This is a genomic window from Faecalibacterium sp. Marseille-Q4164, assembly GCF_017377545.1.
In the GTDB taxonomy this organism is placed as follows: domain Bacteria; phylum Bacillota; class Clostridia; order Oscillospirales; family Ruminococcaceae; genus Faecalibacterium; species Faecalibacterium duncaniae.
On record NZ_JAFREJ010000002.1, the window covers coordinates 161105 to 188006 of the forward strand.

Annotated in this window: 23 protein-coding genes; 19 read left to right on the forward strand and 4 right to left on the reverse strand. The window is 51.5% G+C overall.

Going from position 1 to position 26902, the window contains the following annotated elements:
- Window positions 1–2: 2 nt before the first annotated feature.
- A complete protein-coding gene (gene polA, locus J3352_RS03870; protein WP_035393680.1) occupies window positions 3–2561 on the reverse strand; it encodes a DNA polymerase I in 2559 nt (852 codons plus the stop codon).
- Between the two features lie 121 nt (window positions 2562–2682).
- Complete coding sequence (locus tag J3352_RS03875) at window positions 2683–2871, reverse strand: ferredoxin (RefSeq protein ID WP_005931159.1); 189 nt, start codon at window positions 2869–2871, stop codon at window positions 2683–2685.
- A 156-nt stretch (window positions 2872–3027) separates the two neighbouring features.
- On the opposite strand from J3352_RS03875, the gene J3352_RS03880 reads away from it, so the two are divergent.
- Window positions 3028–3369: an arsenate reductase family protein gene (locus J3352_RS03880; protein WP_005931157.1), complete on the forward strand. Its 342-nt coding sequence runs from the start codon at window positions 3028–3030 to the stop codon at window positions 3367–3369.
- A 114-nt stretch (window positions 3370–3483) separates the two neighbouring features.
- Window positions 3484–4392, forward strand: a complete 909-nt coding sequence (locus J3352_RS03885; RefSeq protein ID WP_005931155.1) for a hypothetical protein — start codon at window positions 3484–3486, stop codon at window positions 4390–4392.
- Window positions 4393–4470: 78 nt separating this feature from the next.
- Here the strand turns inward: J3352_RS03885 and J3352_RS03890 are convergent, their stop codons facing one another.
- A complete protein-coding gene (locus J3352_RS03890) occupies window positions 4471–5469 on the reverse strand; it encodes a glycosyltransferase family 2 protein (RefSeq protein ID WP_005931153.1) in 999 nt (332 codons plus the stop codon).
- A 289-nt stretch (window positions 5470–5758) separates the two neighbouring features.
- Here J3352_RS03890 and J3352_RS03895 point away from each other — a divergent pair, with 289 nt between their 5' ends.
- Window positions 5759–6457 (forward strand): hypothetical protein, encoded by a 699-nt coding sequence (locus J3352_RS03895; protein WP_005931151.1) that lies wholly within the window; start codon window positions 5759–5761, stop codon window positions 6455–6457.
- Between the two features lie 103 nt (window positions 6458–6560).
- Here the strand turns inward: J3352_RS03895 and J3352_RS03900 are convergent, their stop codons facing one another.
- Window positions 6561–7580 (reverse strand): SpoIID/LytB domain-containing protein, encoded by a 1020-nt coding sequence (locus J3352_RS03900; protein ID WP_035393677.1) that lies wholly within the window; start codon window positions 7578–7580, stop codon window positions 6561–6563.
- Between the two features lie 184 nt (window positions 7581–7764).
- Between J3352_RS03900 and J3352_RS03905 the strand changes: the two genes are divergently transcribed.
- The 16 genes from J3352_RS03905 to J3352_RS03980 all read left to right on the forward strand — a co-directional run bounded on the left by J3352_RS03905 (window position 7765) and on the right by J3352_RS03980 (window position 26892).
- Complete coding sequence (locus J3352_RS03905) at window positions 7765–9135, forward strand: citrate synthase (RefSeq protein ID WP_005931146.1); 1371 nt, start codon at window positions 7765–7767, stop codon at window positions 9133–9135.
- A complete protein-coding gene (locus J3352_RS03910) occupies window positions 9135–9941 on the forward strand; it encodes a hypothetical protein (RefSeq protein ID WP_005931141.1) in 807 nt (268 codons plus the stop codon). The genes J3352_RS03905 and J3352_RS03910 overlap by 1 nt, the downstream gene beginning before the upstream one ends.
- 175 nt (window positions 9942–10116) lie before the next feature.
- The gene (gene gap / locus J3352_RS03915; protein ID WP_005931138.1) at window positions 10117–11148 is read left to right on the forward strand and encodes a type I glyceraldehyde-3-phosphate dehydrogenase; all 1032 of its coding nucleotides are present in this window, start codon (window positions 10117–10119) and stop codon (window positions 11146–11148) included.
- 156 nt (window positions 11149–11304) lie between these two features.
- Window positions 11305–11997 (forward strand): tyrosine-type recombinase/integrase, encoded by a 693-nt coding sequence (locus J3352_RS03920; RefSeq protein ID WP_005931136.1) that lies wholly within the window; start codon window positions 11305–11307, stop codon window positions 11995–11997.
- Between the two features lie 346 nt (window positions 11998–12343).
- Window positions 12344–13498: a site-specific integrase gene (locus tag J3352_RS03925; RefSeq protein WP_156065557.1), complete on the forward strand. Its 1155-nt coding sequence runs from the start codon at window positions 12344–12346 to the stop codon at window positions 13496–13498.
- Between the two features lie 73 nt (window positions 13499–13571).
- Entirely contained in the window at window positions 13572–15884 is a 2313-nt protein-coding gene (locus J3352_RS03930; RefSeq protein ID WP_243137856.1) for a Helicase associated domain protein, read from the forward strand.
- Window positions 15865–17226, forward strand: coding sequence for a sugar transferase (locus J3352_RS03935; protein ID WP_156065553.1), 1362 nt, complete (start codon window positions 15865–15867; stop codon window positions 17224–17226). Before J3352_RS03930 ends, J3352_RS03935 begins: the two co-directional genes overlap by 20 nt.
- Window positions 17223–18044, forward strand: a complete 822-nt coding sequence (locus J3352_RS03940; RefSeq protein ID WP_097773572.1) for a glycosyltransferase — start codon at window positions 17223–17225, stop codon at window positions 18042–18044. The genes J3352_RS03935 and J3352_RS03940 overlap by 4 nt, the downstream gene beginning before the upstream one ends.
- Window positions 18045–18324: 280 nt before the next feature.
- Complete coding sequence (locus J3352_RS03945) at window positions 18325–19179, forward strand: hypothetical protein (RefSeq protein ID WP_143405771.1); 855 nt, start codon at window positions 18325–18327, stop codon at window positions 19177–19179.
- A gap of 39 nt (window positions 19180–19218) precedes the next feature.
- On the forward strand, window positions 19219–20091 hold the full coding sequence (locus tag J3352_RS03950) for a glycosyltransferase (RefSeq protein ID WP_097773574.1): 873 nt from the start codon (window positions 19219–19221) through the stop codon (window positions 20089–20091).
- The gene (locus J3352_RS03955; RefSeq protein ID WP_179859176.1) at window positions 20075–21541 is read left to right on the forward strand and encodes a lipopolysaccharide biosynthesis protein; all 1467 of its coding nucleotides are present in this window, start codon (window positions 20075–20077) and stop codon (window positions 21539–21541) included. Before J3352_RS03950 ends, J3352_RS03955 begins: the two co-directional genes overlap by 17 nt.
- Complete coding sequence (locus J3352_RS03960; RefSeq protein ID WP_097773576.1) at window positions 21538–22380, forward strand: phosphorylcholine transferase LicD; 843 nt, start codon at window positions 21538–21540, stop codon at window positions 22378–22380. The genes J3352_RS03955 and J3352_RS03960 overlap by 4 nt, the downstream gene beginning before the upstream one ends.
- 51 nt (window positions 22381–22431) lie before the next feature.
- Entirely contained in the window at window positions 22432–22650 is a 219-nt protein-coding gene (locus J3352_RS03965) for a hypothetical protein (protein WP_143405772.1), read from the forward strand.
- A gap of 206 nt (window positions 22651–22856) precedes the next feature.
- Entirely contained in the window at window positions 22857–24641 is a 1785-nt protein-coding gene (locus tag J3352_RS03970; protein WP_156065551.1) for an NTP transferase domain-containing protein, read from the forward strand.
- A complete protein-coding gene (locus J3352_RS03975; protein ID WP_156065549.1) occupies window positions 24634–25353 on the forward strand; it encodes an NTP transferase domain-containing protein in 720 nt (239 codons plus the stop codon). The genes J3352_RS03970 and J3352_RS03975 overlap by 8 nt, the downstream gene beginning before the upstream one ends.
- Window positions 25354–26892, forward strand: coding sequence for a BCCT family transporter (locus J3352_RS03980; protein ID WP_156065547.1), 1539 nt, complete (start codon window positions 25354–25356; stop codon window positions 26890–26892). It begins immediately after the preceding gene.
- Window positions 26893–26902 lie beyond the last annotated feature (10 nt).

The window sequence follows — 26902 nt, forward strand, 5'->3', positions numbered from 1 at the left end:
GTTCAGTGGGCCTCCAGCCAGTTTTTGCCAGTATGCACATCGGTGCTCAGGGGCACCGCGTAGTGCACGCAGCCTTCCATTTCCTCCCGCAGGATCTGCGCGGCCTTTTCGGCCTCTGCTTCCGGGGCTTCCACGATCAGTTCATCGTGGACCGTCAGGATCAGGCGGCTTTCCATCTTCTCGTTCCGCAGCCGCCGCCAGACACGCACCATGGCCAGCTTGATAACATCAGCGGCCGTGCCCTGAATGGGGGTGTTGCGGGCCATCCGTTCGCCGCTTGCCCGGATGTTGTGGTTGTTGCTGTTCAGCTCCGGCAGGGCGCGGCGGCGGCCGAACAGGGTGGAAACGTAGCCGCACTGGCGGGCATCCGCAATGGTCTTTTCCATATAACCGTCGATATTGGGGAAGGTGGCCAGATAGGTCTGCAGGAAGGCCTCTGCCTCCTTGACGCTCACGCCGATGTCCTTGGAAAGGCTGTAAGCGCCCTTGCCGTACATGATGCCAAAGTTGATGGCCTTGGCGCTGGAACGCAGACGGGGCGTGACATCCTCAGGCCGGATGTTGTAGATTTTGGCTGCGGTGCTGCGGTGGATGTCGGCACCGGAGAGGAACGCCTCCTGCATGTGTGCGTCGCCGGTGACATGGGCCAGGATGCGCAGTTCGATCTGGCTGTAATCGGCATCCACCAGCACGCAGCCGGGCTTTGCCACAAAGTAGGCGCGGAGCTTGCTGCCCATCTCGGTGCGGATGGGGATGTTCTGCAGGTTGGGATTGTCAGAGGAGAGCCGCCCGGTGCGGGCCTCGGTCTGGTTGAAACGGGTGTGGATGCGGCCATCCTCGCCAATGACCTTGAGCAGACCCTCCACATAGGTGGAGTTCAGCTTCTGGCAGGCACGGTACTGGAGAATGTCCTCCACCAGCGGGATGTCCCGCAGCTTTTCCAATGTTTCGGCATCGGTGGACCAGCCGTTCTTCGTCTTTTTGCCGTGGGGCAGGCCCATGGTATCAAAGAGCAGGGTGCCCAGCTGTTTGGGGCTGTTGGGGTTGAAATCGGAGGTGCCTGCCTCCATCTCGATGCGGGTCAGCACCTGGTCCAGCTCCTGCCGCAGCTGCACGCCGAAGGCTTCGATGCCCTCACGGTCTACAAGGATGCCGGTGCGGGTCATATCGGCCAGCACCTGTGCCAGCGGGAACTCAATGTTGTTGTAGAGATCGTCCTCGCCGTTTTCGGTGATCTCCGCCTTCATTTTGGCGAACAGGTCTGCCAGGAAACCGGCATCGGGGTACTCCTCACAGGAGAACGCTGACCTTGCATGGTAGCTGGTGGCAAGGGTGGTGAGCAGATAGTGGGAAGCGGAAGCGTCCAGCAGGTAGGCGGCCAGCTTGCCGTCCCAGACGATGCTGCTGCCCCAGCTGCCTGCGGCCATGGCTCTGGCGTAGAGGGGGGCAGAATCGAATACATCCAGTGTCACCTTAGGGTCGTCCAGCAGGGAGACCAGCTCCTCCTCGGAGAGGGGATACACGGTGGTGTCTTGCACGGCGTACCAGGCCTCCGGCTGCACGACCGCGCTCTTTTTGCCCAGAACAGCAGGGCGCGCGGCCACCAGATAGTGGCCGGAAGGCTCTGCGGGCAGGGACGCAATGGCTGCGTCTACCTCCGGCAGGGTGTCGGGGTCCAGTTCCGGGACGATGCCGTCCAGTCCAAACCGGGTGATGAGGGTCTGGATCTCCAGCTCCTGCATCAGACGGACAGCGGCGGGCTTGTTGCCCTCGGTCACCTTGTAGGCCCCTTCCGCTGTGTCGATGGGAGCATCGGTGCGGATGGTGCCCAGCGTGTGGCTGAGGTAGGCATCCTCCCGGCAGGCCAGCAGGTTTTCCCGCTGACGGGGCTTGATGATCGGGCTGTCCAGATGGTCGTACACGCTGTCCAGGGTGCCGAAGTTCTTGACCAGAGTCATGGCGGTCTTTTCGCCGATGCCCTTCACACCCGGGATGTTGTCGGAGGTGTCGCCCATCAGGCTCTTCACCTCGATGAGCTGCTTGGGCTCAATGCCGTACTTTTCGTGGATGGCATCCAGATCCATGGTCTCCGTTTTGCTGCGGCCCATGGCGCTGGTGGCCAGCAGCACGGTGGTGGTCTCACTCACCAGCTGCAGGCTGTCGCGGTCTCCCGTGGCCAGAAAGCAGTCGTCCCTGCGGGCCTCGCAGGCAGCGGCCAGCGTGCCCAGAATGTCGTCGGCCTCCCAGCCTTTTGCCGATACCTGGCGGTAGCCCAGGTCGGTGAGCAGTTCTTTCAGGATGGGCATCTGCTGGGCCAGCTCGTCCGGCATGGCGTGGCGGGTGCCCTTGTAGCCGTCGTACATTTCGTGGCGGAAGGTGGGGTGCTTCAGATCGAAGGCCACGGCCACCTCGTCGGGCTCACACTCCCGGAGCAGGGAATTCATAATATTCAAAAAGCCGAAGATGGCATTGGTATAGCGGCCGTCCTTGGTGGTCAGCAGCTTGATGCCGTAAAAGGCACGGTTGGCAATGCTGTTGCCGTCAATGACCAGTAAACGCATAGTCAGTCTCCTCCATTGCATTATAACTCAATTTATAGTATAACACAAAATGGGGGCCAGCGGGGGATTTTTGCAGAAAAAACAAAAATGCCCTCCCGTGTTGGGAAGGCAGGTGAAGGGGTTACTCCGAGATGGTGATGGCGCTCACCGGGCAGGCCTGTGCGGCTTCCACGGCGGTGGGTACGGTGTCGGGCGGCAGCTCGCCCGGCACAGCGACGGCCAGGATGCCTGTCATCTGGAATACCTCGGGGCAGATCCCGGTGCACTGGGTGCAGCCGATGCAGAGATCGGGGTCAACGAATGCTTTCATGGGAAGTTCCTCTCTTTCTGAAATGGCCCGCCCTTCGTTCAATCTCAGGGTCGGCTTGTGATAAAGCAAGTATGGACGGAAAGAAGATGAATTATCCCTAGGTTTTTTCCGGCAGATATGATACAATAGAGCACACAGGATCCAGGAGGAAAAACGATGAACATTCAGATCTTTGGCACCAGCAAGTGCTTTGATACCAAAAAAGCCCAGCGCTATTTCAAGGAGCGGGGCATCAAGTTCCAGATGATCGACCTGAAGGAAAAAGAGATGAGCCGGGGCGAGTTTGAGAACGTGGCCCGTGCGCTGGGCGGCTGGGAGCAGCTGGTGAACCCGGCGGCAAAGGACAAGCAGACGCTGGCCCTGCTGGATGCACTGGTGGATTGGCAGAAGGAGGACAAGCTGTTCGAGAATCAGCAGCTCTTCAAAACGCCCATCGTGCGCAACGGCAAAAAGGCCACCGTGGGCTACCAGCCCGAGATCTGGAAAACGTGGGAATAAATCGCGCTTTCACAAAAAATCCACGCCCCGGGTTTTGCACCGGCGGGCAGTTTGTGGTATACTGAAAGCTGGTATTTCCCCAAAAGATGACCTGATTTAGGAGACGATAAGGATATGAAAACCTATATGACCCCGGAAGAACACGCCCGGCTCCACCGCCGCCGCGCCCGGCAGACCCTTGGCCTGCTGATCGCTGTGCTGGCGCTGGTGGGCATTGTAACGGTCGTGCGGGCCGGTGTGAAGGGTGTGGCCACCCTGTTTGACGACACCCAGCAGAAAGCGGAATATGAGGACCGGCTGGAAGGTCTGGTCCTGTTCGACCCGCTGCCCTTTGACGGCATCGAGAACATCGATGACCTAACCCTGCGCGAAGCCGCCGTCTGGGGCTGCGTGTACAGCATCCAGGAGACCCAGGGAAGCTTTGATAACTACAACACGGACCCCGACACCGAACAGCTGCTGCTGCCCTCGGTGGATGTGGATGCCTATCTGGCAAAGCTGGTGGGCCCCAGCTTCAAGCTGACCCACAAGAGCTTTGAGATGGACGACATGACTGTCGAGTTCGATGAGACGACCCAGTGCTATAAGATCCCCGTCACCGGCAGCGTGGGCACCTTCCGCGCTACCGTCACCAGACTGTTCAAGAAGGACGGCCTGCTCCACGTTACCGTGGGCTATATCCCCACCCAGAGCAGTGATGACAGCATCCTGAACACCTCGTCCGACACGCCCACCAAGTATATGGATTACCTGTTCAGCCGCCAGAGCGGCAGCTGGTACCTGACCGGCCTGACCGACAGCGAGACCAAGCCCGAATCCGCCGACAGTGCAGCCTCTGCCGCGGAGCCTGCCCCGCTGGCTGAGAGTGAGGTCAACGATGCCATCCTTGCAACCGCAGGCGATTCTGCCGCCGCCAGCGTGGCCGCCAGCGCCGTTGCTGACGAGGCTGCCCCGGTGGAAGAGGCGGCGGAGAGCACCCCGGCGGAGAGCACCGAGGCTTCCTCTGAGAGCCCGGCGGCATAACCGAAAACCGAAATCTGACAGAACACCCCTGCACGGAATGTGTGAAGCATTCCACGCAGGGGTGTTTTTGTTTCCAGATCACTTCAGATCAAACCTGACCACGACCAGCCGATACCACAGGTATGGCACCATGTTCCAGACCATCCACAGCTCCATGAGGATATAGTTGGGCAGGTCCTTCAGGCGGAAGGGGCGCTTGCCGAGCCGCCCCTCTTTGAGCAGGGCGAAGGCTTCGTGCATTCCCTTGTCCCAGGCTTCGCCAAAGCCCTGCTTGTGGAACTTGTAGCACTTGAGCAGATAGCCCAGCGCCAGCGGGAGAAAGTTCAGGATGAGCATGAGCAGCGGCTCGTTCTTGAGGGGGAGCAGGATGCTGTTCCGGCCGCTCTGCTGGCTCTTGAAGGCGTTGTACTTCACCGCGCCGGTGCTGGCACCGCAGATGTGGTAGCATTTTGCGGTGGGGCAGAGGACACACTTGTAGCCTGCGTTGTTGGCACGCCAGCTCAGGTCCACATCCTCAAAGTAGGCGAAGAAGTTCTCGTCAAAGGTGCCGATCTCCTCCAGAATGCTCTTGCGGTAGAGCGCCGCGCCGCCGCAGGCCGAGAAGATGCGCTTCTGTTTGGTGTAGCGGCTGGCCCGGCGGCCGTCGCCGGTCTTGCAGGCAAAGCCCATCCAGGTGACGTAATCACCGGCATCGTCGGCCAGCTCCCGTTCAAAGTGGCGGAGCATCAGGCTCTGCACGGCAAAAATTTTGGGATCGGTCTCGGCGGTGCGGATGAGCTCGGCCAGCCACTCGGGCTCGGCAAAGGCATCGTTGTTGAACATGACCACATACTCGCCCTTGGCCCGGGCAATGCCCTGATTCACGGCGTGGGAGAAGCCGGTGTTGGTGCCGTTTTCGATCAGGGTGAAGTTGGGGCGGCCGCAGTAGCTGCGGGCCTGCTCCAGACTTTCATCGGTGGAACCGTTGTCCACGATGATGAGCTCAAAATCCTGCTCTGTCTGGGCGTAGACCGACTCGATGGAGTCCTTGAGCCAGCCTTTGCCGTTGATGTTGGGGATGACGATGGTTGCTTTCATATATAAATGCTCCTGAAAATTCAACTTCAGGGCAGATTATACCATAATTGCGTTGAAAAAGAAACCGGCAGTTGGGAAGAAAAGCGGAAAGCACAATGAAAAACTTTTCCGGACTTTTGTAGCAAATAACCAACCACTTCACTGTACGATTGTGCAATCTGCCCTTGAATTGTGACCAAAGCGTGTAAATATTGAGAAAATGGCTGCAAAACTGTTTACAAAAGAGTAACAGAATGATATACTTTACACCAGTGAATGAAACGCTCTTTTGTGAAGAAAGGATACTGACGTGGAAACAGCCAAGCACTTTGGAAGCAAACTTCGGAAAACTCTCGCTGCCCTGCTTGCAACGATGGCCCTGATGGCCGTGCTGCTCCCCGGGGCATTGGCCGTGGACCTGAACGTTGATGTTGGGTTCTACTTCAAACAGAGCCGGGGCGGCACCTGCACCCTGGCCTCTGCCGCAATGATGCTTCGCCGCCGGGCTTATCTGGATGGGATGGACAGCTGGGTGGATGTGACCGAAAACGGCATCAAGAGCACGGCCTGGTCAGGCGGGCTCTCCCACAGCTTTACATACAACGATATGCATGTGGGTTATGCGACCCTGCCTTCGGGCAAGGCGGCCAAGACGGAAGCGCTGGTCTCCATTCTGGCAGAGCATCCGGAGGGCATCGTGCTGTACGACCGCACCAGACCCCATGCCGTGCTCCTGACGGACTACACCGACGGCGTGTTCTACTGTTCCGATCCTTCCAACGGCGTTGCCTCTGGCCGTGTGCCGCTGTCTGCCGCCAGCATCTCCATTGGCGGCGCGTCCTGCTATTGGTACATCACCGAGGATGGCAATGACGATGGTCTGGAGCTTCTGGAAGAGGCTGTGCAGGCGGAGGAAGCTGCCGCGGAAACTGAGACTGTGGCAGAGACTGAAGCCGCTGCTGGCGAGGAAAGCAGCAGTCAGGATTGGTGGACGAGCCTGTTTGGCTGAATATTGATCTTTTGGGCGGCTGGCCGTTGGGTCAGCTGCCTTTTTTATTGCCTGCTTTTCCGGCTCCCCGGCCAGAGAAGCCGGGGCGGAGCGCTTGAGGGAGTTATCTCCGCAGCTCTGTCCCCGGGAAATAGTGCGCCAGAATTTCTTCCGCGCTCTGTCCCTGCTCGGCCAGCGCCTTGGCACCCCACTGGCTCAGCCCCACACCGTGGCCATAGCCCTTGGTGGTGAGGAGAAAGCTGCCCTCCTGATACTGCACCGTGAAGCAGGCGCTCCGCAGGCCCAGAGCTTTGCGCAGGGCCGGGCCAGTGACGCTCTGCCCGCAGACAGGCAGGGAGGCTACATAGCCCGAAGGGGTGAGCGCGGCCTCTCCGAACCAGCTGGCAGGTGCGGCGAGGTCAGGGAGCAGGCCCAGCCCGCCGAGAGCCTGCTGCATCTGTTCGGTGGTGAACTGAACGGTATAAAGGTAGTTGTCCGCATTGAGGTCGGTGGAGCTGTCCACGGCCACAAGATAGGGAAGGGCAGTGCCCCAGACGTTTTCGCTGGCCTCAGTCATGCCGTTGGAGATGGCAAAGTAGCTTGCCCCGGCGGGGGCGCTGCCATAGTAGAGCACATCGGTCAGCACACTGTCCACCAGCGCCGAGAGGCGGGCATAGTTCTCCTCATAGGCGGTGCCCCAGTAGCTGCGGAGGACTGCATCTGTTAAGTATCCCTGCCGCCGGACGGGGTCCACGCTCAGCCAGCCGGAAGCCGGTTCGGCGGTATGGTCGCGGCAGTAGAGGGCATAGCTGTGGGCCGCGATGGCCTGCGCCTTGAGCGCCTCGTCCGGCCAGCTGATGGGCATTTCCGCCGCCACGGCACCAATCAGATAGTCCCGCCGGGGCACCGAGACTACGGCCCCGGCGCTCTGGTCGGCCAGCAGAAAGCTCTCGCTGTCCTGATCGGAGGGCGGCACAGCGGCGCTGTCCGGGGCGGTTTCCGAAGTCGCAGTGCCCGGCAGAGGAGCAGAAGAAGCCCCCTGTGCCGGGCCGAACACTGCCAGTGTCAGCCGGTAACCGGCGATCGGCAGGAGCGTACCCAGCACCAGCAGCAGGGCGCAGAGGAGAAAGAATGTCTTTTTCATCGTAGTTTTCCCTCCCGGACAGGCATTTTTCTGGGCCCAGTGTACCAGTACGGCGGGGTGAAAAAGCGCACATTTCATCCAAGACTTGAATTTACTTCACAAAAGCGCTATCATAAGGGTGTGCCATCATGGTGGATGGCCGGAAAGTATATAAGAGAGAAATAAGAGAAAGGGGAATTCGCGCATGAACTATACCCATGCAGAAGTAGCGTCGCTGGACCCGCAGACCATGCGGACGCTGTGTGAAGAGTATCTGGCAAACAACTACATCGACCCGGAGACGAGTGAGCGTCTCGGTGTCAAGCGCGGCCTGCGCAACCCGGATGGTACCGGTGTGCTGGCAGGCCTGACCAATGTCTGTGACGTTGTGGGCTACAAAAAGGATCAGGAAGGGCATGTCATTCCCATTCCGGGCCGTCTGATCTACCGCGGCGTGGACATCAACGAGATCGTGAATGAGGCCTACCGCAACGACCGCTTTGTGTTTGAAGAGGTCATCTGGCTGCTGCTGTTCGGCAGCCTGCCCACCCAGGAGCAGCTGGACGATTTCTGCGAGCTGCTGGCAGAGCACCGTGCCCTGCCCGATGGTTTTATGGATACCATGAATGCTCCTTCGCCCAATATTATGAACAAGATGCAGCGGTGCGTGCTGGGCCTGTATTCCTACGACGAGCATGCCGAGGATCTGACGCTGGAGAATATCCTGAACCAGAGCATCAATCTGATCGCCAGTATGCCCACCATGATGGTGAACGCTTACCAGATGAAGCGCCGCTATTATGACAAGCAGAGCATGTTCTTCCACATGCCCAAGCCCGGCCAGAGCACGGCAGAGCACATCCTGAGCACCTACCGCCCGGACCAGAAGTTCACCCACGAGGAAGCCAAACTGCTGGATATGTGCCTGCTGGTCCACGCTGACCACGGCGGCGGCAACTGCTCCACCTTTACCGCCCGTGTGCTGTCCTCCTCGGGCACCGATACCTACTCGGCCATTGCAGCCGCCATTGGCGCGCTGAAGGGCCCCAAGCACGGCGGTGCCAACCTGATGGTCAACCGCCAGCTGCAGGATATTCTCAAGCATGTGGAGCACCCGGAGGACGACGACGAGGTGCGCGAGTATCTGCGCCGCATCCTGCGCAAGCAGGCGGGCGACGGCTCCGGCCTGATCTACGGTATGGGCCATGCGGTCTATACCATGAGCGACCCTCGTGAGGTCATTCTGAAGGAGCGCGCCAAGCACCTGGCCTACGAGAAGGGCTTTGAGGAAGAGTACAACATGCTGTGCAGCATCGAGCGGCTGGCTCCCGATATCTTTGCCGAGGAAAAGGGCAGCAGCAAGCCGGTGTGCGCCAATGTGGACCTGTTCAGCGGCCTGATCTATAACATGCTGGGCATCTCTGAGGATATCTACACCCCGCTGTTCGCCATTGCCCGTGTGCCGGGTTGGTGCGCACACCGGGTGGAGGAAGTCATTTTTGCCAACCGGATCATCCGGCCCGCCTATAAGTATCTGGGCGTGCGCCAGAAATATAAACCGATCGAGGAACGCTGATGAACGCTTTATTTGTGCTGATTTTCACCTGTGGTGGTGCCCTTGCCATTGGGCGCGGGCTTGACTTGGCCCTGTGGACGGACTGGAACACCGGCCTGTGCACAGCGGGCTCTGTCTGGCTGCGGTACGGCGGCCTGTGGGCGGCGCTGGTCGTTGGTATCATTGCCGCCCGGAAGCTGGCCCGCCAGCCCCTTGTTCTGCGCAGTGCGTGCAGGCCGGTGGGGATCACATCGGTGCTGGGCGGCGTGTGTGTCGGCCTGGCCGGTGCGGTGCGTCTGGCAGTGGGCATGACCGGCGTTGGCGCGCTGGTGCGTGCCGTGTTGGAGGTGGTGTGCGCTGTCTGGCTGATCCGGCTGGGCCGCAGCTGGACGCATAAGGGAGAATACCGTCTGCCCGGCCGGAGCATGACCCCGGCGGTGCTTGGCACGGCGGTGTTCTACTGGGGGGTGCTGAGCCGCTTTATGGAGAACAGCTCCAGCTGGCACCGGGTGGAACCGACTGCCATGGTCTGGCAGATGCTGGCTGCGCTGGTGTTTCTTTCGGCGATGGTCCGCGCCCTTTGGCTGCCGGAAACGTCCAACGGCTGCCAGCTGTGCGAGGCCGGGATCTGCACGTTCCTGCTCTGCTTCTGCTGGGAACTGCCCCGGGTGCTGGTGCTGCTGTTCCACGGCATCACGGTAGCTGACCTGCCCGAGGTGCTGTTTGGCTTTGGCATGTGCTGCATCGGCGCGCTGGGGCTTTTCACTGTGGCGCGGGTGGCAGGAAGTGACGGAAGGCCTGCAATACCCCGACACGCCGTTGGTTGAATTGCTGAAAAGATTCCCATAAAAGCTGTGAAAATCGTTCAAAAACAAAAAAGTGTGAAATTACCTTGTTAATTTTTTGGCGGGCACTTGAAGGTTTCCGCAATTTGGTCTATAATAAAGATACCGTGATTATTATCCGATAAAAGGGTAAGAACATTTAGGAGGTACTATTAACATGGCTGTTAGAGTTGCTATCAATGGTTTTGGTCGTATTGGCCGTCTGGCTTTCCGTCAGATGTTTGATGCTGAGGGTTACGAGGTCGTTGCAATCAACGATCTGACCAGCCCCAAGATGCTGGCTCACCTGCTGAAGTACGATACCGCTCAGGGTTCCTTCTGCGGCAAGATCGGCGAAGGCAAGCACACTGTCGAGGCTACCGAGGATTCCATCATCGTCGACGGCAAGGAGATCAAGATCTATGCTGTTAAGGACGCAAAGGATGCTCCCTGGGGCGAGCTGAACGTTGATGTCGTTCTGGAGTGCACCGGCTTCTACACCAGCAAGGAGAAGAGCATGGCTCACATCCAGGCTGGCGCAAAGAAGGTCGTTATCTCTGCTCCCGCAGGCAACGACCTGAAGACCATCGTCTTCTCCGTCAACGAGAAGACCCTGACCGCTGAGGATCAGGTCATCTCTGCTGCTTCCTGCACCACCAACTGCCTGGCTCCCATGGCTGACACCCTGAACAAGACCTACCCCATCGTTTCCGGCATCATGACCACTGTTCATGCTTACACCGGCGACCAGATGATCCTGGATGGTCCTCAGCGCAAGGGCGACCTGCGCCGTGCTCGTGCTGGCGCACAGAACATCGTTCCCAACAGCACCGGCGCTGCTAAGGCTATCGGCCTGGTCATCCCCGAGCTGAACGGCAAGCTGATCGGCTCTGCTCAGCGTGTGCCCGTTCCCACCGGCTCTACCACCATCTTGGTTGCCGTTGTCAAGGGCAAGGATGTCACCAAGGAGTCCATCAATGCTGCTATGAAGGCTGCTACCTCTGAGTCCTTCGGCTACAACGAGGATCCGATCGTTTCTTCCGATGTCATCGGCATGCGTTACGGCTCTCTGTTCGACGCTACCCAGACCATGGTCGCTAAGATCGACGACGACACCTATCAGGTTCAGGTCGTGTCCTGGTACGACAACGAGAACTCCTACACCTCTCAGATGGTCCGTACCATTAAGTACTTCGCTGAGAACTGCTAATTACAGCTCTACGCTCAAAAGTGCTTGAAGTGCCGTGCTGAATGACGGCTGGTACCGGCTTTGCTGGTACGAACATGCTGTGATTGGTACGACAACAGGATAACGAGTTCAATACCCTTCCTTTTGCGGGTTTCCGTGAGAGGAAGGGTGTTTTTTATGTGTTTGAAGGATCTCCGCGATGAATTTCTGTACGACTGCGAATGCCGCCATCTTGCCAAAGGCTCCCTGCGCAACTACCGGGCAGCGACACGATTCCTGGTGGACTTTCTGGAATTGAGACGGATCACCGAACTGGAGGAGGTCAAGCCACACCACATCCGGGATCTGATGAAGGAAAAGCAGGACATGGGCAGCACGCCACGGTACATCAATGATCTGCTCAAAGTCTGGCGGACTTGGTTCAATTATCTGGTGACCGAAGGCTATCTGGATGAACGGGATAACCCGGCCAAGAAGGTGAAGCCTCTTCGTCAGCCCAAAACCATCATTGATACCTTTACAGTGGATGAGATGAGGCGGATGATCCGATTTTACGATGGGACAGATTTCCTGTCGGTGAGGAATAAGACCATCATTATGCTGCTGTTCGACACCGGGATGCGCTGCAATGAGATGATCCTGATGGAGCCGGAAGACATCAAACCGGACTATATTCTGGTCAAGCATGGCAAGGGCAGCAAGGAACGCGTGGTGCCAAAGTCGCCTGCGCTGTCCAAGCAGCTGATGAAGTATCGTACCCTACGGGATGCCTATTTAAAGGAATACCCCAGTCGCCACAAGAACCTGTTTCTCAGCAAAAACGGGAAGCCTTTGACGGATGAAGCGGTTGCCCGGATGCTGAAACATTAAAATCTATCAACAGAAGGCCTCTGCCTTTCACAGAAATGTGATGGGCAGGGGCCTTTTTGCGTTAAGGAGAAGGTTGCTCAAAAAAGAAAAAAGTATCCTCCACATGGAAAATGGAGGATACCGTTCCTTTGACATCGTTGTCTATAATCTCATCTTATTTTATCATGGTTATATCTGGGATTCAATAGAAATCATCATAAATGTATCACATTTGACCCTGAAAAAACATCGCGAAAGCCGGATTGTTTTTGTGTCATGCCCAGTTCTGTATAATAATTCCAGCTGTAAACGAAGATTGAGAAAATAAGGGGTCAGATGAGGGTCTAAACGGCAGGAGGAAACAGCGATGGCGCGACGGGGAGAAAACATTCGCAAGCGTAAGGACGGTCGGTGGGAAGGCAGGTACATCAAGGCGCGCACATCGGAGGGGAAGGTCCAGTGGGGTTACGTTTACGGAACGGCCTATGCGGAGGTCAAACGGGTACTAATCCAGAGAAAAGCGGAGGCGGGGTTCTACAACCTGAATCAAACCGACCTGACCTTTGAAGTACTGGCCGAGGTGTGGCTGTACTCCCTGAAAAACGCTATAAAAGAATCCACCTATGCGCATTATTCGTACACACTGCACAAATATCTTCTTCCGGTTTTGAGCAAGGTGCCCGTTGCATCCCTTGAGGAAAGCTTTCTGGAACAGGCCATGCAGCAAATCATCACGCCCACAGATGCGGCACACAAGCCACTGGGAAACTCCTCTGCCCGGGAATGCCTCTCGATGTTGCGTCGCATCTGCAAATATGCCGCTCATTTACGTCTGATTCGTCCAATGGAGCTGGAAGTTGCGTTGCCAAAAGCCGGCGACAAAATTTCTGCGCCTCTCTCCCCGGCGGAACAGCAGCGACTTCATCAATATGTACAGGCGAACCCTACGCCTCGCAAAATTGGCTTACTACTGGGGCTGGAATTGGGGCTTCGAATTGGTGAGATCTGCGGCCTGCAATGGGGCGATTTTGACCTGAAACTCGGCACGCTGAACATCAATCGGACGGTCTGCCGAATTTCCTGTGGAAACGGTCATACAAAGGTAGTCATTCAAACGCCTAAAACCCGCACCTCCCGCCGGGAAATTCCCATCCCAAAGCAGCTATCGCTGATGCTGAAAAAGCTGCGCGGAAGCGCCAGCAATGCTGCATGGTTCCTGTCCGGCAGCGAGTCCAAGCCCACCGAACCCCGCTGCTATCGAAAAAGCATCAAAGCGTATCTGAAGCAGGCGACTGTCCGTCAAGTGCGCCCGCACGCACTGCGCCACACCTTTGCTACTACCTGTTTGCAGGCGGGGTGCGATGTAAAGACCCTTAGCGAGCTGTTGGGACATGCCAACGCCAACATCACTTTGCAGCGCTATGTACACTCTGACCTGACCCGAAAGCGCCGGGAGATGAACCGGATATTTTCACGTCAGGTGTCTATGAGGGGCAGAAAAGCGCTGAATCTGTTGGAATAACGCCAGATTTTGTCCATGGCCCTCCATTTTCCATGTGAAGGATACCCCTGAATTGCGGAAAGGGGTGAACAGGGTGGCACTGCGTCTGTTTGAGCACAACGAGAGAGCATATCATGCGGCAGTCTGGATGATGGAGCAGTATGGCAAGGCCGCCATTGTCCACCCGACCGGCACTGGAAAGAGCTACATTGCGTTCAAGCTGATCGAAGACAACCCGGAGAAGGTTGTGATCTGGCTTTCGCCCAGTGAATATATCTTCAAGACCCAGCTGGAAAGCCTGAAAAGGAACGACCCGGATTTTCCGCTGGCGAACGTCCATTTTTACACCTATGCGAAGCTGATGTGCTGTACCGAAGGCCAGCTTGCAGAAATCGCAGGACTTCAGCCATCTTATATCATATTGGACGAATTCCACCGTGCCGGTGCGGAATGCTGGGGCGAAAGCACGGTGGCTTTATTAAGGTTATGCCCGGACGCAAGACTGCTGGGCTTGACAGCGACAAACATCCGATATCTGGATAATAACCGTGACATGGCCGAAGAGCTTTTTGACAGCCGTGTTGCGAGCGACATGACCCTTGGCGAAGCAATCGTCAGGGGTATTTTGCCTACTCCGAACTATGTGACCACCGTCTATCAGTACCAGAAAGACTTGGCACGCTATCAGACAAGAGTGGATAATCTGCGTTCTGCTGAGATTCAGGACGTAAATCAAAAATATCTGGATGCCCTGCGCCGCGCCTTGGAACAGGCAGATGGATTAGACAAGGTTTTTGAACATCATATCACGAACAAGTCCGGGAAGTACATCGTGTTCTGCGCCAATAAGGAGCATATGGATGAAATGATCTCCCATGTTCCGGAGTGGTTTGCAAAGGTGAATCCAGACGTGGCGGTGTACGAAGCTTATTCCGATGACCCTGGTACAGACAAGGCTTTTGCCGACTTCAAGACGGATGAGAGCGACAAGCTGAAGCTGCTGTTCTGCATCGACATGCTCAACGAGGGCGTTCATGTAGAAGGCATTTCAGGTGTCATCCTGTTCCGGCCCACCATTTCACCCATCATCTACAAGCAGCAGATTGGCCGCGCTTTGACCGCTGGGGAAAATTCTACGCCGCTTATCCTCGATGTAGTCAACAACTTCGAGGGTCTATGCAGCATTGCGGGGTTACAGGGCGAGATGCAGGAGGCGGTCTACCGTCTGAATGCCAACGGCGAGGGCGATAAGATCGTCACCGAGCGGTTCGAGGTTGTTGAGCAGGTGCATGACTGCCGGGTGCTGTTTGAGCGGCTGCAAGCAAGCTTGTCCTCTAGTTGGGACCATTATTTTTCGGAAGCAAGCATTTACTATGCGGAGCATGGCGACCTGAATATTCCAAAGCGTTATACCACACCGGCGGGATTGAGCCTTGGCGAATGGCTGACGACCCAGCGCCGTGTTCGTGCGGGACAGATTCCGGGGAACTTGACCGAACAGCAAATTGCACGGCTGGACAGCATCGGGATGGAGTGGGGCAACCGCAACGATGCCGCCTGGGAGCGTGGTCTGGAAGAAGCGAGAAAATTTCGGGAACAGTTTGGGAATTTGCAGGTTCCGGCGAAATACAAAACGAAAGATGGCTATCCTCTGGGAAAGTGGATCAACAATGCGCGGAAACGTCGAAACGATGGAAAGCTGACGGAAGAGCGCATTCGACAACTGGATCAGATGGGAATGATATGGAGCGTATTTGATGCCAAATGGGAACAGGGATATGCACTTGCGGCAGTCTATGCGCAGGAGTATGGAAATCTGGATGTTCCACGAGATTATAAAACAGCAGATGGAAAAACGCTTGGTCGCTGGATTCAAAATCAAGAACTAGCCTATGAGCAGAAAAAGTTGTCTGCGGATCAGATCAAACGACTGGAAACCATAGGAATGCAGTGGGGCAGTCGCTATGACCGACAGTGGAATGAGGTTTATCAGGCAGCTAAGCGCTATTTTGAGGCAAATGGAAACCTTGATGTCCCGGTGGCCTATGTTTCACCGGAGGGCTATGCTCTTGGAAAATGGGTGCGGCGACAGCAGTATGCGTATCGGAATCCGGAGAAAAGCAATGCAATCTTATCACAAGAGCGTATTGAGTTACTGGATGCCATCGGAATGCAGTGGGAGAAACCTGACCCGTGGCAGCACCGGTACGAGCTGGCGCAGGAATATAAAAGATGCCATGGAAATCTGGATATTCCGGCAAAATACAAGACTGCGGATGGCATTTGGCTGAGCCGATGGGTGTACAACCAGAAACGGCTGCTGCAAAGCGGGTCGGAAAAGTTGAGCGAAGAGCAAAAGAAAAAGCTAAAGGAGTTATTGGGGTATTATGTCAAAATTTCAGCATGATGTGATGTTGAAGATCGTAAAAATCATCGATCTGGTGATGATCACGATTCCGTTTGCACTTTGTTGGGAGCTGTATTATTCGTATCAGGTCTATGCAAAGTTTGGCTGGAGAGGCAACTGGACCATGCTCGGTCTGTTTGCGGTGTTGTTCTTCCTGCTGGGAAAAGTCTACGATGCATTCTGGATGTCTTTGCAGCGCATTTCAGAGTTGATTTATGGGCAAGTGCTGGCGGCAATGGCGACAGACGGCATTCTGTATATCGTGATCTGCCTGATGTCTCGGCGGCTCTGCAATATTCTGCCGGGCATTGCGGCGATTGCAGGACAGGTCGTGATGGCAACCCTGTGGGCAAAATGCGCCCATAGTTGGTATTTCCGGACCTTTCCGCCTCAGCCTACTGCGGTGGTCTACGATGTTCGTCATGGACTGGAAAAGCTTATCAATGAGTATGGCCTCTCGAAAAAATACGATGTCAAGATGACATTGAACGTGGAAGAGTGCTTGAACGACCTGAGCCTGCTGGATGACATGCAGAGCGTGTTCATCAGCGGTGTCCACAGCCATGAGCGCAATATCATCCTGAAATACTGCGTAGGGCAGGGCATCAATGTGTTCGTGATCCCTCGCGTGGGAGATGTGATCATGAGCGGTTCACAGCCGATGCACATGTTCCATCTGCCGGTTCTGCGGGTGGGTCGCTATATGGCAAGCCCGGAGTATCTGTTTGTGAAGCACTTGATGGATATTGTGGTTTCGTTGGTTGGACTGGTGATTCTTAGCCCGTTGTTCCTCATCACGGCCATTGCCGTCAAGTCTGATGGTGGCCCTGCCTTTTACAAGCAGGTTCGCCTTACCAAAGACGGAAAACAGTTTGAAATCCTGAAATTCCGCTCGATGCGTGTGGATGCCGAAAAGGATGGTGTGGCACGCCTTTCCACCGGTGATAAGGATGACCGTATTACGAAGGTCGGCCATATCATCCGCGCCTGCCGTCTGGACGAGCTGCCCCAGCTTCTCAATATCTTGAAGGGAGACTTGTCCATTGTAGGCCCACGCCCGGAACGCCCGGAGATCGCCGCCCAGTACTGCGAGGAGATGCCGGAGTTCGCGCTGCGGCTTCAGGCAAAGGCTGGCTTGACCGGTTATGCGCAGGTGTACGGCAAGTACAATACCACTCCCTACGATAAGCTACAGATGGACCTGATGTACATTGCACATCCCAGCCTGATTGAAGATTTGAAGATTATGCTGGCAACCGTCAAAATTTTGTTCATGCCGGAGAGTACTGAAGGTGTGGCGGAAGGTGCGACTACGGCAATGGGGCAGGAGACGGAAGAATGATGCAGAATTACAGTGTCCTGATGTCTGTTTATTATAAGGAAAAGCCAGAATACCTCGAGCAAGCAATTGAAAGTGTTCAATCACAGACGTTCCCAACTGATGATTTCATACTGGTATGTGACGGACCACTGAATGATGCGCTGGACAAGGTGATTGCCAAAAAGCAGCAAGAGATGGGGATAACTTTAAATGTCGTTCGCCTTGCTAAGAACGGTGGACTTGGCAATGCACTGAATGAGGGCATCAAGCACTGTAAAAATGAGCTGGTTGCTCGGATGGATAGCGATGATATTGCGTATCCGGATCGCTGTGAGAAACAGCTTGCTGTGTTTAACGAGCATCCAGAAGTGAGTATCTGCTCTGGCATCGTGGAAGAGTTTACTACTGATCCGAATACCGTCGATGCGAAGCGTGTGCCACCGGAGACAAATGCGGAAATTGTAGAATTTGCAAAGAAGCGCAATCCGTTTAATCACCCTTGTGTGATGTATAAAAAATCCGCAGTCGAGGCGGTTGGTTCTTACCAGGACTTCTACTTGTTGGAGGACTATTACCTTTGGCTCCGGATGCTAATGGCCGGATATCAGGGGTACAACATTCAGGAGCCGCTGCTCCATATGAGAGCTGGCTCGGATATGTACTTGCGGCGTGCTGGTTGGAAATATGCCAAGACGCAGGCAAAGCTGTTCAAGTTTATGAAGCAGAAAGGCTTCATTGGAAAGGGTCAGTACATAAAGAGCTGCGTGATTCGTAGTGGGTCGGCGTTAGCTCCGAATTGGCTGCGGAAGTTTATGTTTGAGAAAGTGCTGAGAAAGTAGATCTCGTTGGACTGGGAAAATGTGTATGAAAATTAGGATAAACAAAAATACATTGGCATGTGCATTCTGGACTGTCTCTATGATGGCGTACATGTTTCAGTGTTACCAGAGAGAGCTTGCAACATTAATTGTCCCATGTCTGGCGACATTTCTTTTGCTCGAGAGTAATCATATGAAATTCCAATCGTACAGAAGTTGGATGCCATTATACTGCTTTTTCTTTTTTTATCTGACAATTTCAGGGATAATTTCGTATATAAATGGCTCGTCTATTGGAAGTATGCTACGGTTTTATTTGATTCTTTTGGCAATTCCATTGGCACAATGTGTAAGAGAACCTAATTTTCATGCAGAATGGATAGTTCTTAAAATACTTGCGGTGGTTAAGGCGAGTACAGTTTTGCTTACATGGATAGATGTTTTCATCAAACAGGATTATCAATCCTACCGTATGTGGGCAAAAAGTACGGGGGCGGGAGATATCTATATTTTAAACGGCATACCGCGAGTACAAATTTTAGGAACAAGTATATTTGTGACACTGTTTATCTGTGAATTCATGAAAGAACGCAGATTGACATTTTACGGAGCACTAATGGCAGTAACTGCCCTTGCGGCAGGAAATTCGGCATACGTTTTGGGAATATTTGCTTTTGTAGTGTTTTATTATGGTCCGGTACTTCTGAAATGGATTAAAAAGAAACACTGGAAATTGATCTTCGTTATTCCAATTTCAATAGTGATGGTTACAGTATTTGGATTCTATTCGTTGAGATCGATGAAGGTAAAGGCAGAATTTTCAAATGCGGTTCGAGTAGAACAAATTCAGGTGCTAACGGAAACAAATCCCATTATCGGGAGTGGTTTAGGACATAACGTCAGTGGCGGAGGAGTGTGGAGGCAGTATGATGGCGATACGTATTTCGAATTACAAACGCTATATATCTACAATCAAATTGGAATAATTGGACTAGGAACTTTTTATTTACTGACACTTATTCCATATGCTAGACAAAAAAAGCGAAAAAAACTTATGTGCTATATAACATACCTGATTTACACCTTTTTTAATCCGTACTGTTTTGATAGCACACATATATTTGCAGTTCTTCTAATTACTAATTGTGTTGAATAAAATTGCCAACTTATTGATTCTGGCAGTGAAAGGCTAAAAATGAGTGAAACGCATGCCTTGGTGACTTTATATAATCCAAGCGAAAAAGAATTTAATAATTGTAGGATTTTGTCTCAACAGGTGGACACGGTGATTCTATGTGACAATAGTCAGGAATCCCATGAGACCGTATTTCAAAATGAAAAAAACATAATCTACATAACAAAAAATGAGAACCTTGGTCTTGGTGCAGCATTTAATGTGGCACTAAAAAATGATACCTATGGCTGGAAAGATGATGATTTGATCATATTCTTTGACCAGGATTCACAGATTGGCGAAGGTTATATTCAAGCGCTGCAGGATGAATACCGGAAGATTGAGACACTTATTCCGAATCTGGGGTGTCTGGGGCCTGTATTTTACAATACGAGCAATGGTCGGACGGAGAGACCACGGCAGAAGAAAAATATTACAGATGAGACATATGAGGTAAGCAATACCATTACATCTTCGTTGATGATGCGGTATGGAAACCTGAAAAGGATCGATTTCTGGAATGAGAAAGTTTTTCTGGACCTGGCAGATTGGGATCTGTGTTGGCGGATGCAGAAAGCCGGTATGGTGTGCTGCATGACAGAAAAAGTTGTGCTGCACCATTCTGTAGGAAACGGCGAAAAGAAAGTTGGTCCTATTAAACTGAGAGTCGGCCAGCCTTTCAGAGAATACTATCAGACGAGAGATGCACTGTATCTTCTTCAGGAAAATTATGTCCCTTTGAAGATGCGGCTGCGGCTGATTGCAAATGTGACGATACGTCCGGTTGTACATTATTTGATGCTGGATGATAAAAAGAGCAGGATGAAATTTATAAGACGGGGAATCAATGACTACAAGAAGGGAGTCCATGGAGAATATGGGCACCAACGATAAGACACGAGAGAAAAAAGCGGGCAACCGTGTTCTCAAGGCGGGCATTGGATACACAATTGGAAATTACCTTTTGAAGGGACTTTCTTTCTTTACAATCCCAATTTTCACAAGGCTTCTGACAACGCAGGATTATGGAAAGTACAACGTTTTTCTTTCCTATGAAAATATAATTTTTGTGTTGATCGGATTTGCAATTCACAGTAGCTATAAGAATGCACGTTATCGGTATGGTCTTGCCTCGGAAGGAGCGGAGAAAGGAAAGGACTACCATTCTTATGTTTCGACAACAATTTGCCTTGTGCTTTGCAGTACAGCGGGCTGGCTGTTGGCTGTAAATATATTTGGAGATGCGATTGAAAATTTTCTGCAGCTGGATAAAGTCTGCTTGAACCTTTTAGTTTTGTATGCATTTGGAAATGCCGTAATGACTTGCTATAACACAGATGCAGGAATCGATTACAGGTACCAAAAATTCATAAAAGTATCTGGCATAAATGCTATACTTAACATTCTGCTTTCGCTGTTTCTTATCGTATTTGTTTTTCAGAAGGATAAGTATATTGGGCGAATTCTGGGTTCGACAATAGCGATTGTGGTAGTTGCAGTCAATATAATCATCGAATTTTGGAAAAGAGAAAAACCGTGTAAAGATCTATCTCTCCTGAAATGGGGGGTTAAGTATAGCATTCCCATTATCCCGCACGGACTCAGTCAAATTGTGCTTAATCAGTTTGATCGAATTATGATTATGAAAATGGGAACGGATGAGAATGCTGGAATTTACAGTTTTGCTTATAATATCTACGCAATTGTACAGGTTACGGCAAATTCGCTGGATAGTGTTTGGGGACCATGGTTTTACCAAAAAAGAAAGGACAATGATTTATTCTCAATAAGAAAGTATAGTGGCTACTATGCATCGTACATGGCACTGTTTTCGAGTGCGATTATTTTTATGGCACCAGAAATCGTTAAGATTCTGGCAAGTGAAAATTACTGGGATGCAATATATTCTGTGATTCCTATCGTTGCAGGGGGGTATTTTGCTTTTTTATATACGATTCCGTCCTGTGTTGAATATTATTATGGAAAAACTCAGTACATAGCCAGCGGAACGATTATGGCCGCAATCGTAAATATTATTCTGAATTTTGTTTTTATAAAGAAATATGGCTACATTGCCGCTGCATACACAACATTGGCAACATATTTCCTTTATTTTCTTCTGCATTATCTGATTGCGATAAAGGTTGAAGGAAAGATTTTGTTCTCAAATAAGGTAATGCTAGGATGCTCCGCAGGAATATTTTCAGCAGTAATACTGGGAAATGTTCTGATTGACCATATTATTCTGAGAATCTTAGTCGTTTTGTTATTGTGTGGAGCCGGCTTGATTCATGAAGAGAAGACATTAGGCATTCTAAAGCGATTTTGGAGGTCAAATAGATGAATAAAACAGAATTAACTATACAGGAAATTCATACAGTTACGCTGAATGTGCTACAGACATTTCATGATTTATGTGAAAGAGAAGGTTTTCGGTATTACCTTGCCTATGGAACATTGCTGGGGGCTGTTCGCCATCATGGATTTATTCCGTGGGATGATGATGCAGACGTTTGGATGCCAAGAGAAGACTATGACAGATTTCTGGATTATTGCCAAAAGAACAAGGACTCGATAGCACCGTATAAACTTTCAAATCGTCAAACTGAAGAAAACTATTATTTTGGTATTTCGAGATTCTCGGACCGGCGATATAAATACATACATACCAATAATGAAAAACCGATTGATATCGGTGTGTTTGTTGACGTTTATCCCTTGGACTTCTATGGGGAAAATGTTGCTCAGGCAAAAAAAATTTTGAAACATATTCAAAAAGAAAATAGGAAAATAAGAATATATGTAAATGGAAAAGGAAACTCGACCATCAAGTCCTGTCTGAAAATTCCATATCACCTTTTGTTGCAGGTTGTTTATGGCAGAGATTATTTGAAAAAATTTGATTTGGAAATAGTTGAATATATACACGAGAACACAAAAAACACAAACCGATACGTTGGCATTCCAGTGTGGTCGGATGAAAAGAATCCGGAGCAATTCGAAAAAGCATGGTTTGAGAAAAGAGTGCTATTGGAATTTGAAAATCACAAATTCTATGCGCCTGAAAAGTGGGATGAACTTTTAGCTTATATTTATGGGAACTATATGGAACTTCCTCCTGTAGAAAAACGCGTAGCTTATCACGAGTATAAGATTGTGACCAGAAAAGAACCAGAACTCTAAAATCTATATAAAAACGATCGAGTCCATGAAGCTTTAAATGAGAAGAAAAGATTGATGCAGATAGTGCGTAAAAATCTAGCTTTTTATGGTGCAAAATTATTCGATGCTCATGATGTTCTTATGAAAATGCATAAACGTTACATAAAATTCGATGAAAAGCCTACAGAATATATGGGACTCCCATGGGATGGTATCCCTTATGAAAGCGACTGGCTAAAAAATAGAATTGAAAGCGAATTTGAGGGAAGGTATTTTTATGCCCCCTCATAAATCGACAAGGTATTGACCAGATCTTTTGGAGATTATATGCAACTGCCGCCAGAGAATAAGCGAGTTTACAAATACCACCTGAAATGCTATTTGGCAGAGCAGTAGCGTTGGAGAACATTAAGAATAACTTGATGACATAAAAACGCAATCTTGGATTGCGGTTTCATGCTGGCATACTGTTCACCAAAAACTGTGGAGAGGTGTATATGAACAAACAAGAAAGCGATATCTTGAATGCACTTTTGCTAGAACCGTTTATTAATCAAAGAATTCTAGCAGAGGTTTCGGGTCATTCCTTAGGGGTTGTAAACCGTTCCCTCAAGGAGCTTATTAAGGCAGGGTATCTGAACGAAGCAATCAGCCCCACAGCCAAGGCTGTGTCGGAGTACAAGAATAAGACTCCCAAACGAGCAATTATTCTGGCAGCCGGTTTTGGTATGCGGATGGTCCCCATCAACACAGAGATGCCCAAAGGCCTGTTGGAAGTCAATGGGGAGCCTTTGATTGAACGAATCATTAAGCAGCTTCACGAAGTGGGAATTCAGGAAATTTACGTTGTTGTGGGTTTCATGAAGGAAAAATATGAATACCTGATGGATGAATACGGCGTGGAACTGGTGGTCAACCCGGACTATGCCTCCAAGAATAATCTGCATTCGCTAAAACTGGTAAAAGAGCATTTGGAGAATGCATACATTGTTCCTTGCGACATCTGGTGTGACCGCAATCCGTTCCACCGCCATGAACTGTACTCTTGGTATATGGTCAGCGATCTTGTGGAGAATGAAAGCAATGTTCGTGTAAACCGCAAGATGGAACTGGTAACTGTACCAGAAAACGCTGGCGGCAATGCGATGGTCGGAATCAGCTACCTTATAAAAGAGGACGCTGATACAGTTTCCAATCGTATAGAGGAACTTTGCAAGAAGCCGCAGTATGATGGTTCGTTTTGGGAAGAAGCACTCTATAAGAAGGATCGCATGATCGTCACAGCTCGAGTTGTGCATTCGGCAGATGTTGTGGAGATCAACACCTATGAGCAGCTTCGTGAGATCGACAGCGATTCCAACCAACTGAAAACGGATGCGATTCGTTTAATCTGCAAGGCATTGTGCGCAAAACCGGAGGATGTCACGGATATTACAGTCCTGAAAAAGGGAATGACCAACCGTTCGTTTCTGTTTACCTGTAAGGACAAAAAGTACATTATGCGTATTCCGGGAGAGGGTACGGATCAACTCATCAATCGCCGTCAGGAAGCAGCAGTGTATCATGCCATCGCTGATAAAAACATCTGTGATGATATCGCCTATATTAATCCGGAGAATGGCTATAAGATTACAGAGTTTCTGGAGGGCGCCCGGGTATGCGACCCCACCGATTATGAAGATGTCAAGAAGTGCATGAGCCGTCTGCGTGATTTCCATGCGATGAAGCTGAAAGTTGCGCATGAGTTTGATATTTTCGGGCAGATGGAGTTCTACGAAACGCTGTGGGATGGCACTCCTTCTGTTTACAAGGACTATGAGAAAACTAAGGCGAATGTCTGGTCTTTGAAGCCTTATATTGATGCACACGCAGGCGAAAAGATTTTGACGCATATTGACGCAGTACCGGATAACTTCCTGTTTGTCCAGAAAAATGGAAAAGAGGAGATTCGTCTGATTGACTGGGAGTATGCAGGTATGCAGGACCCTCATGTGGATATAGCAATGTTCTGCATTTATTCGCTTTACAATAAGCGGCAGGTGGATCGCTTGATTGCGGCATATTTTACAGACGGTTGCGATGATGCGACACGGATTAAGATTTACTGCTACATCGCTGCCTGTGGACTGTTGTGGAGCAACTGGTGTGAGTATAAGCGGAATCTGGGCGTGGAATTTGGCGAGTATTCCCTGCGGCAGTATCGCTACGCAAAAGACTACTACAGAATCGTTCAGGATGAACTGAAGAAATCAGGGGAAAGTGGGGCACAGAAAAATGCCTAAAGTAGAAAGAGCCATTATTATGGCGGCAGGGCTGGGAAACCGGATGCACCCGGTCACGCTGACAACGCCGAAGCCGCTGGTCAAAGTAAACGGCAAGCGGATGATCGATACGGTAATTGAGGGGCTGCACAACAACGGCATTTCGGAGATATACATCGTGGTGGGCTACCTGAAAGAACAGTTCGCCCCGCTGGTGACAGAGTATCCCGGTGTTCGACTGATTGAAAACCCCTACTATGATACCTGCAATAATATCGCATCCCTGTATGTAGCAAGAGATCACATCGAGAATGCAATCATTCTGGACGGAGATCAAATTATCTATAACCCAGATATTCTGGCTCCGGAGTTTGAACGCTCCGGTTATAACAGCGTATGGACGGATGAGGAAACGGATGAGTGGCTGCAAACCGTAGAAGATGGCATCGTCACCTCCTGCAGTCGTACAGGCGGCAAAGGTGGCTGGCAGTTGTATAGTATTTCTCGCTGGACGGCTGAGGATGGAAAAAGACTAAAGCATCATCTGGAAGTTGAGTTTGAGCAGAAGCAGAATCGTCAGATTTACTGGGATGATGTGGCACTGTTCTGCTATCCGGAAGAATATCGGCTGGGAGTTCGTCCGATGAATAAGGACGATATTATCGAGGTGGACAACTTTAGTGAGTTGCTTGCCTTGGATTCCAGCTACAAAAAATACGAGGGGGAAGCATGAATGAACAAAAATAGAGAGCGTGGGAAAATTGATTGGATGATAACGCTGCTCCCACTGACCATTATCATTGCCCTGTGTATTCTGTTCTTCTTTGCACCGGAACAGTCCAATGCCGTGCTGAGCCAGATCCGGTTCTTTTTCGGAGATACCTTTGGTACCTATTATCTGGTGATCGGACTGGGTATTTTCATCCTGTCACTGTACATTGCGTGTTCGAAGTATGGGGACATTGTTCTGGGTGAACCCAACGAAAAGCCTCAGTATTCCTTCTTTGCATGGGGCTCCATGATGTTTACTTGCGGTCTTGCTGCGGATATCCTGTTTTACTCTTTTTCGGAATGGGTGCTGTATGCAACCGACCCCCATCTGGCAGAGATGGGCAGCATTCAGGACTGGGCAGGGGTATATCCCTTGTTCCATTGGAGCTTTATCCCGTGGGGCTTCTATCTGGTGCTGGCGGTAGCATTCGGCTTTATGCTGCACGTGAGAAAGAGAACCCGCCAGAAATACTCGGAAGCCTGCCGCCCGATTCTGGGCAAGCACACCGATGGCTGGGCAGGCCGCATCATTGACCTGCTGGCGGTGTTCGCTTTGCTAGCGGGTACAGCCACTACTTTCAGCGTAGCAACACCGCTGATGGCAACCATCATCGGAGAGCTATTCCATGTTGCTGTCAGTCGCACGGTCATCAATATTATCATCCTGTTGATCACTTGCGCCGTGTATACTTACTCTTTGCTGCATGGCTTCAAGGGTATCAGCAAATTGGCCAATGTCTGCATCTATCTTTTCTTTGGGTTGCTTGCCTTTGTCCTCCTGTTTGGCGGCGAGACCCGGTATATTATCGAAACCGGTTTTTCCTCGCTGGGACGGATGATGCAGAATTTCATCGACCTTTCCACCTTTACCGACCCGCTGCGTACCTCCAACTTCCCCCAAAACTGGACCATTTATTACTGGGCCTACTGGATGGTTTGGTGTGTGGCTGCGCCGTTCTTCATTGGCAGCATTTCCCGTGGCAGAACGGTACGCCAGACGATTCTGGGCGGCTATGTGTTTGGCGTGGGCTCTACACTGACCAGCTTCATTGTGCTGGGTAACTACTCCATGGGACTGCAGATGACTGACAAGGCGGATTTTATCGCCAAGTATCTGGACAGCGGCGATATGTACGGTATGATCGTGGATATGATCAAAACTATGCCGGGTGCACCGGTCGTTATGGTGGCTGTTCTGATTACGATGATCGCCTTCTACGCAACATCCTTTGATTCTATCGCACTGACGGCATCCTGCTACAGCTACCACACCCTCAAGGATGATGAACAGCCCAATAAGGGCATCCAGTTGATGTGGTGCATCCTGCTGATTCTGTTGCCCATTGCATTGCTGTTTGCCGAAAGTTCCATGAACAACCTGCAATCGGTCAGTATCGTAGCAGCGTTTCCCATTGGTGCAGTTATCGTGATGATTGCGGCAAGTTTCTTAAAAGATGCTAAGAAATACCAATCAGAGCTTGGGACGGATGAAAAGCGATGAACTAATAGAT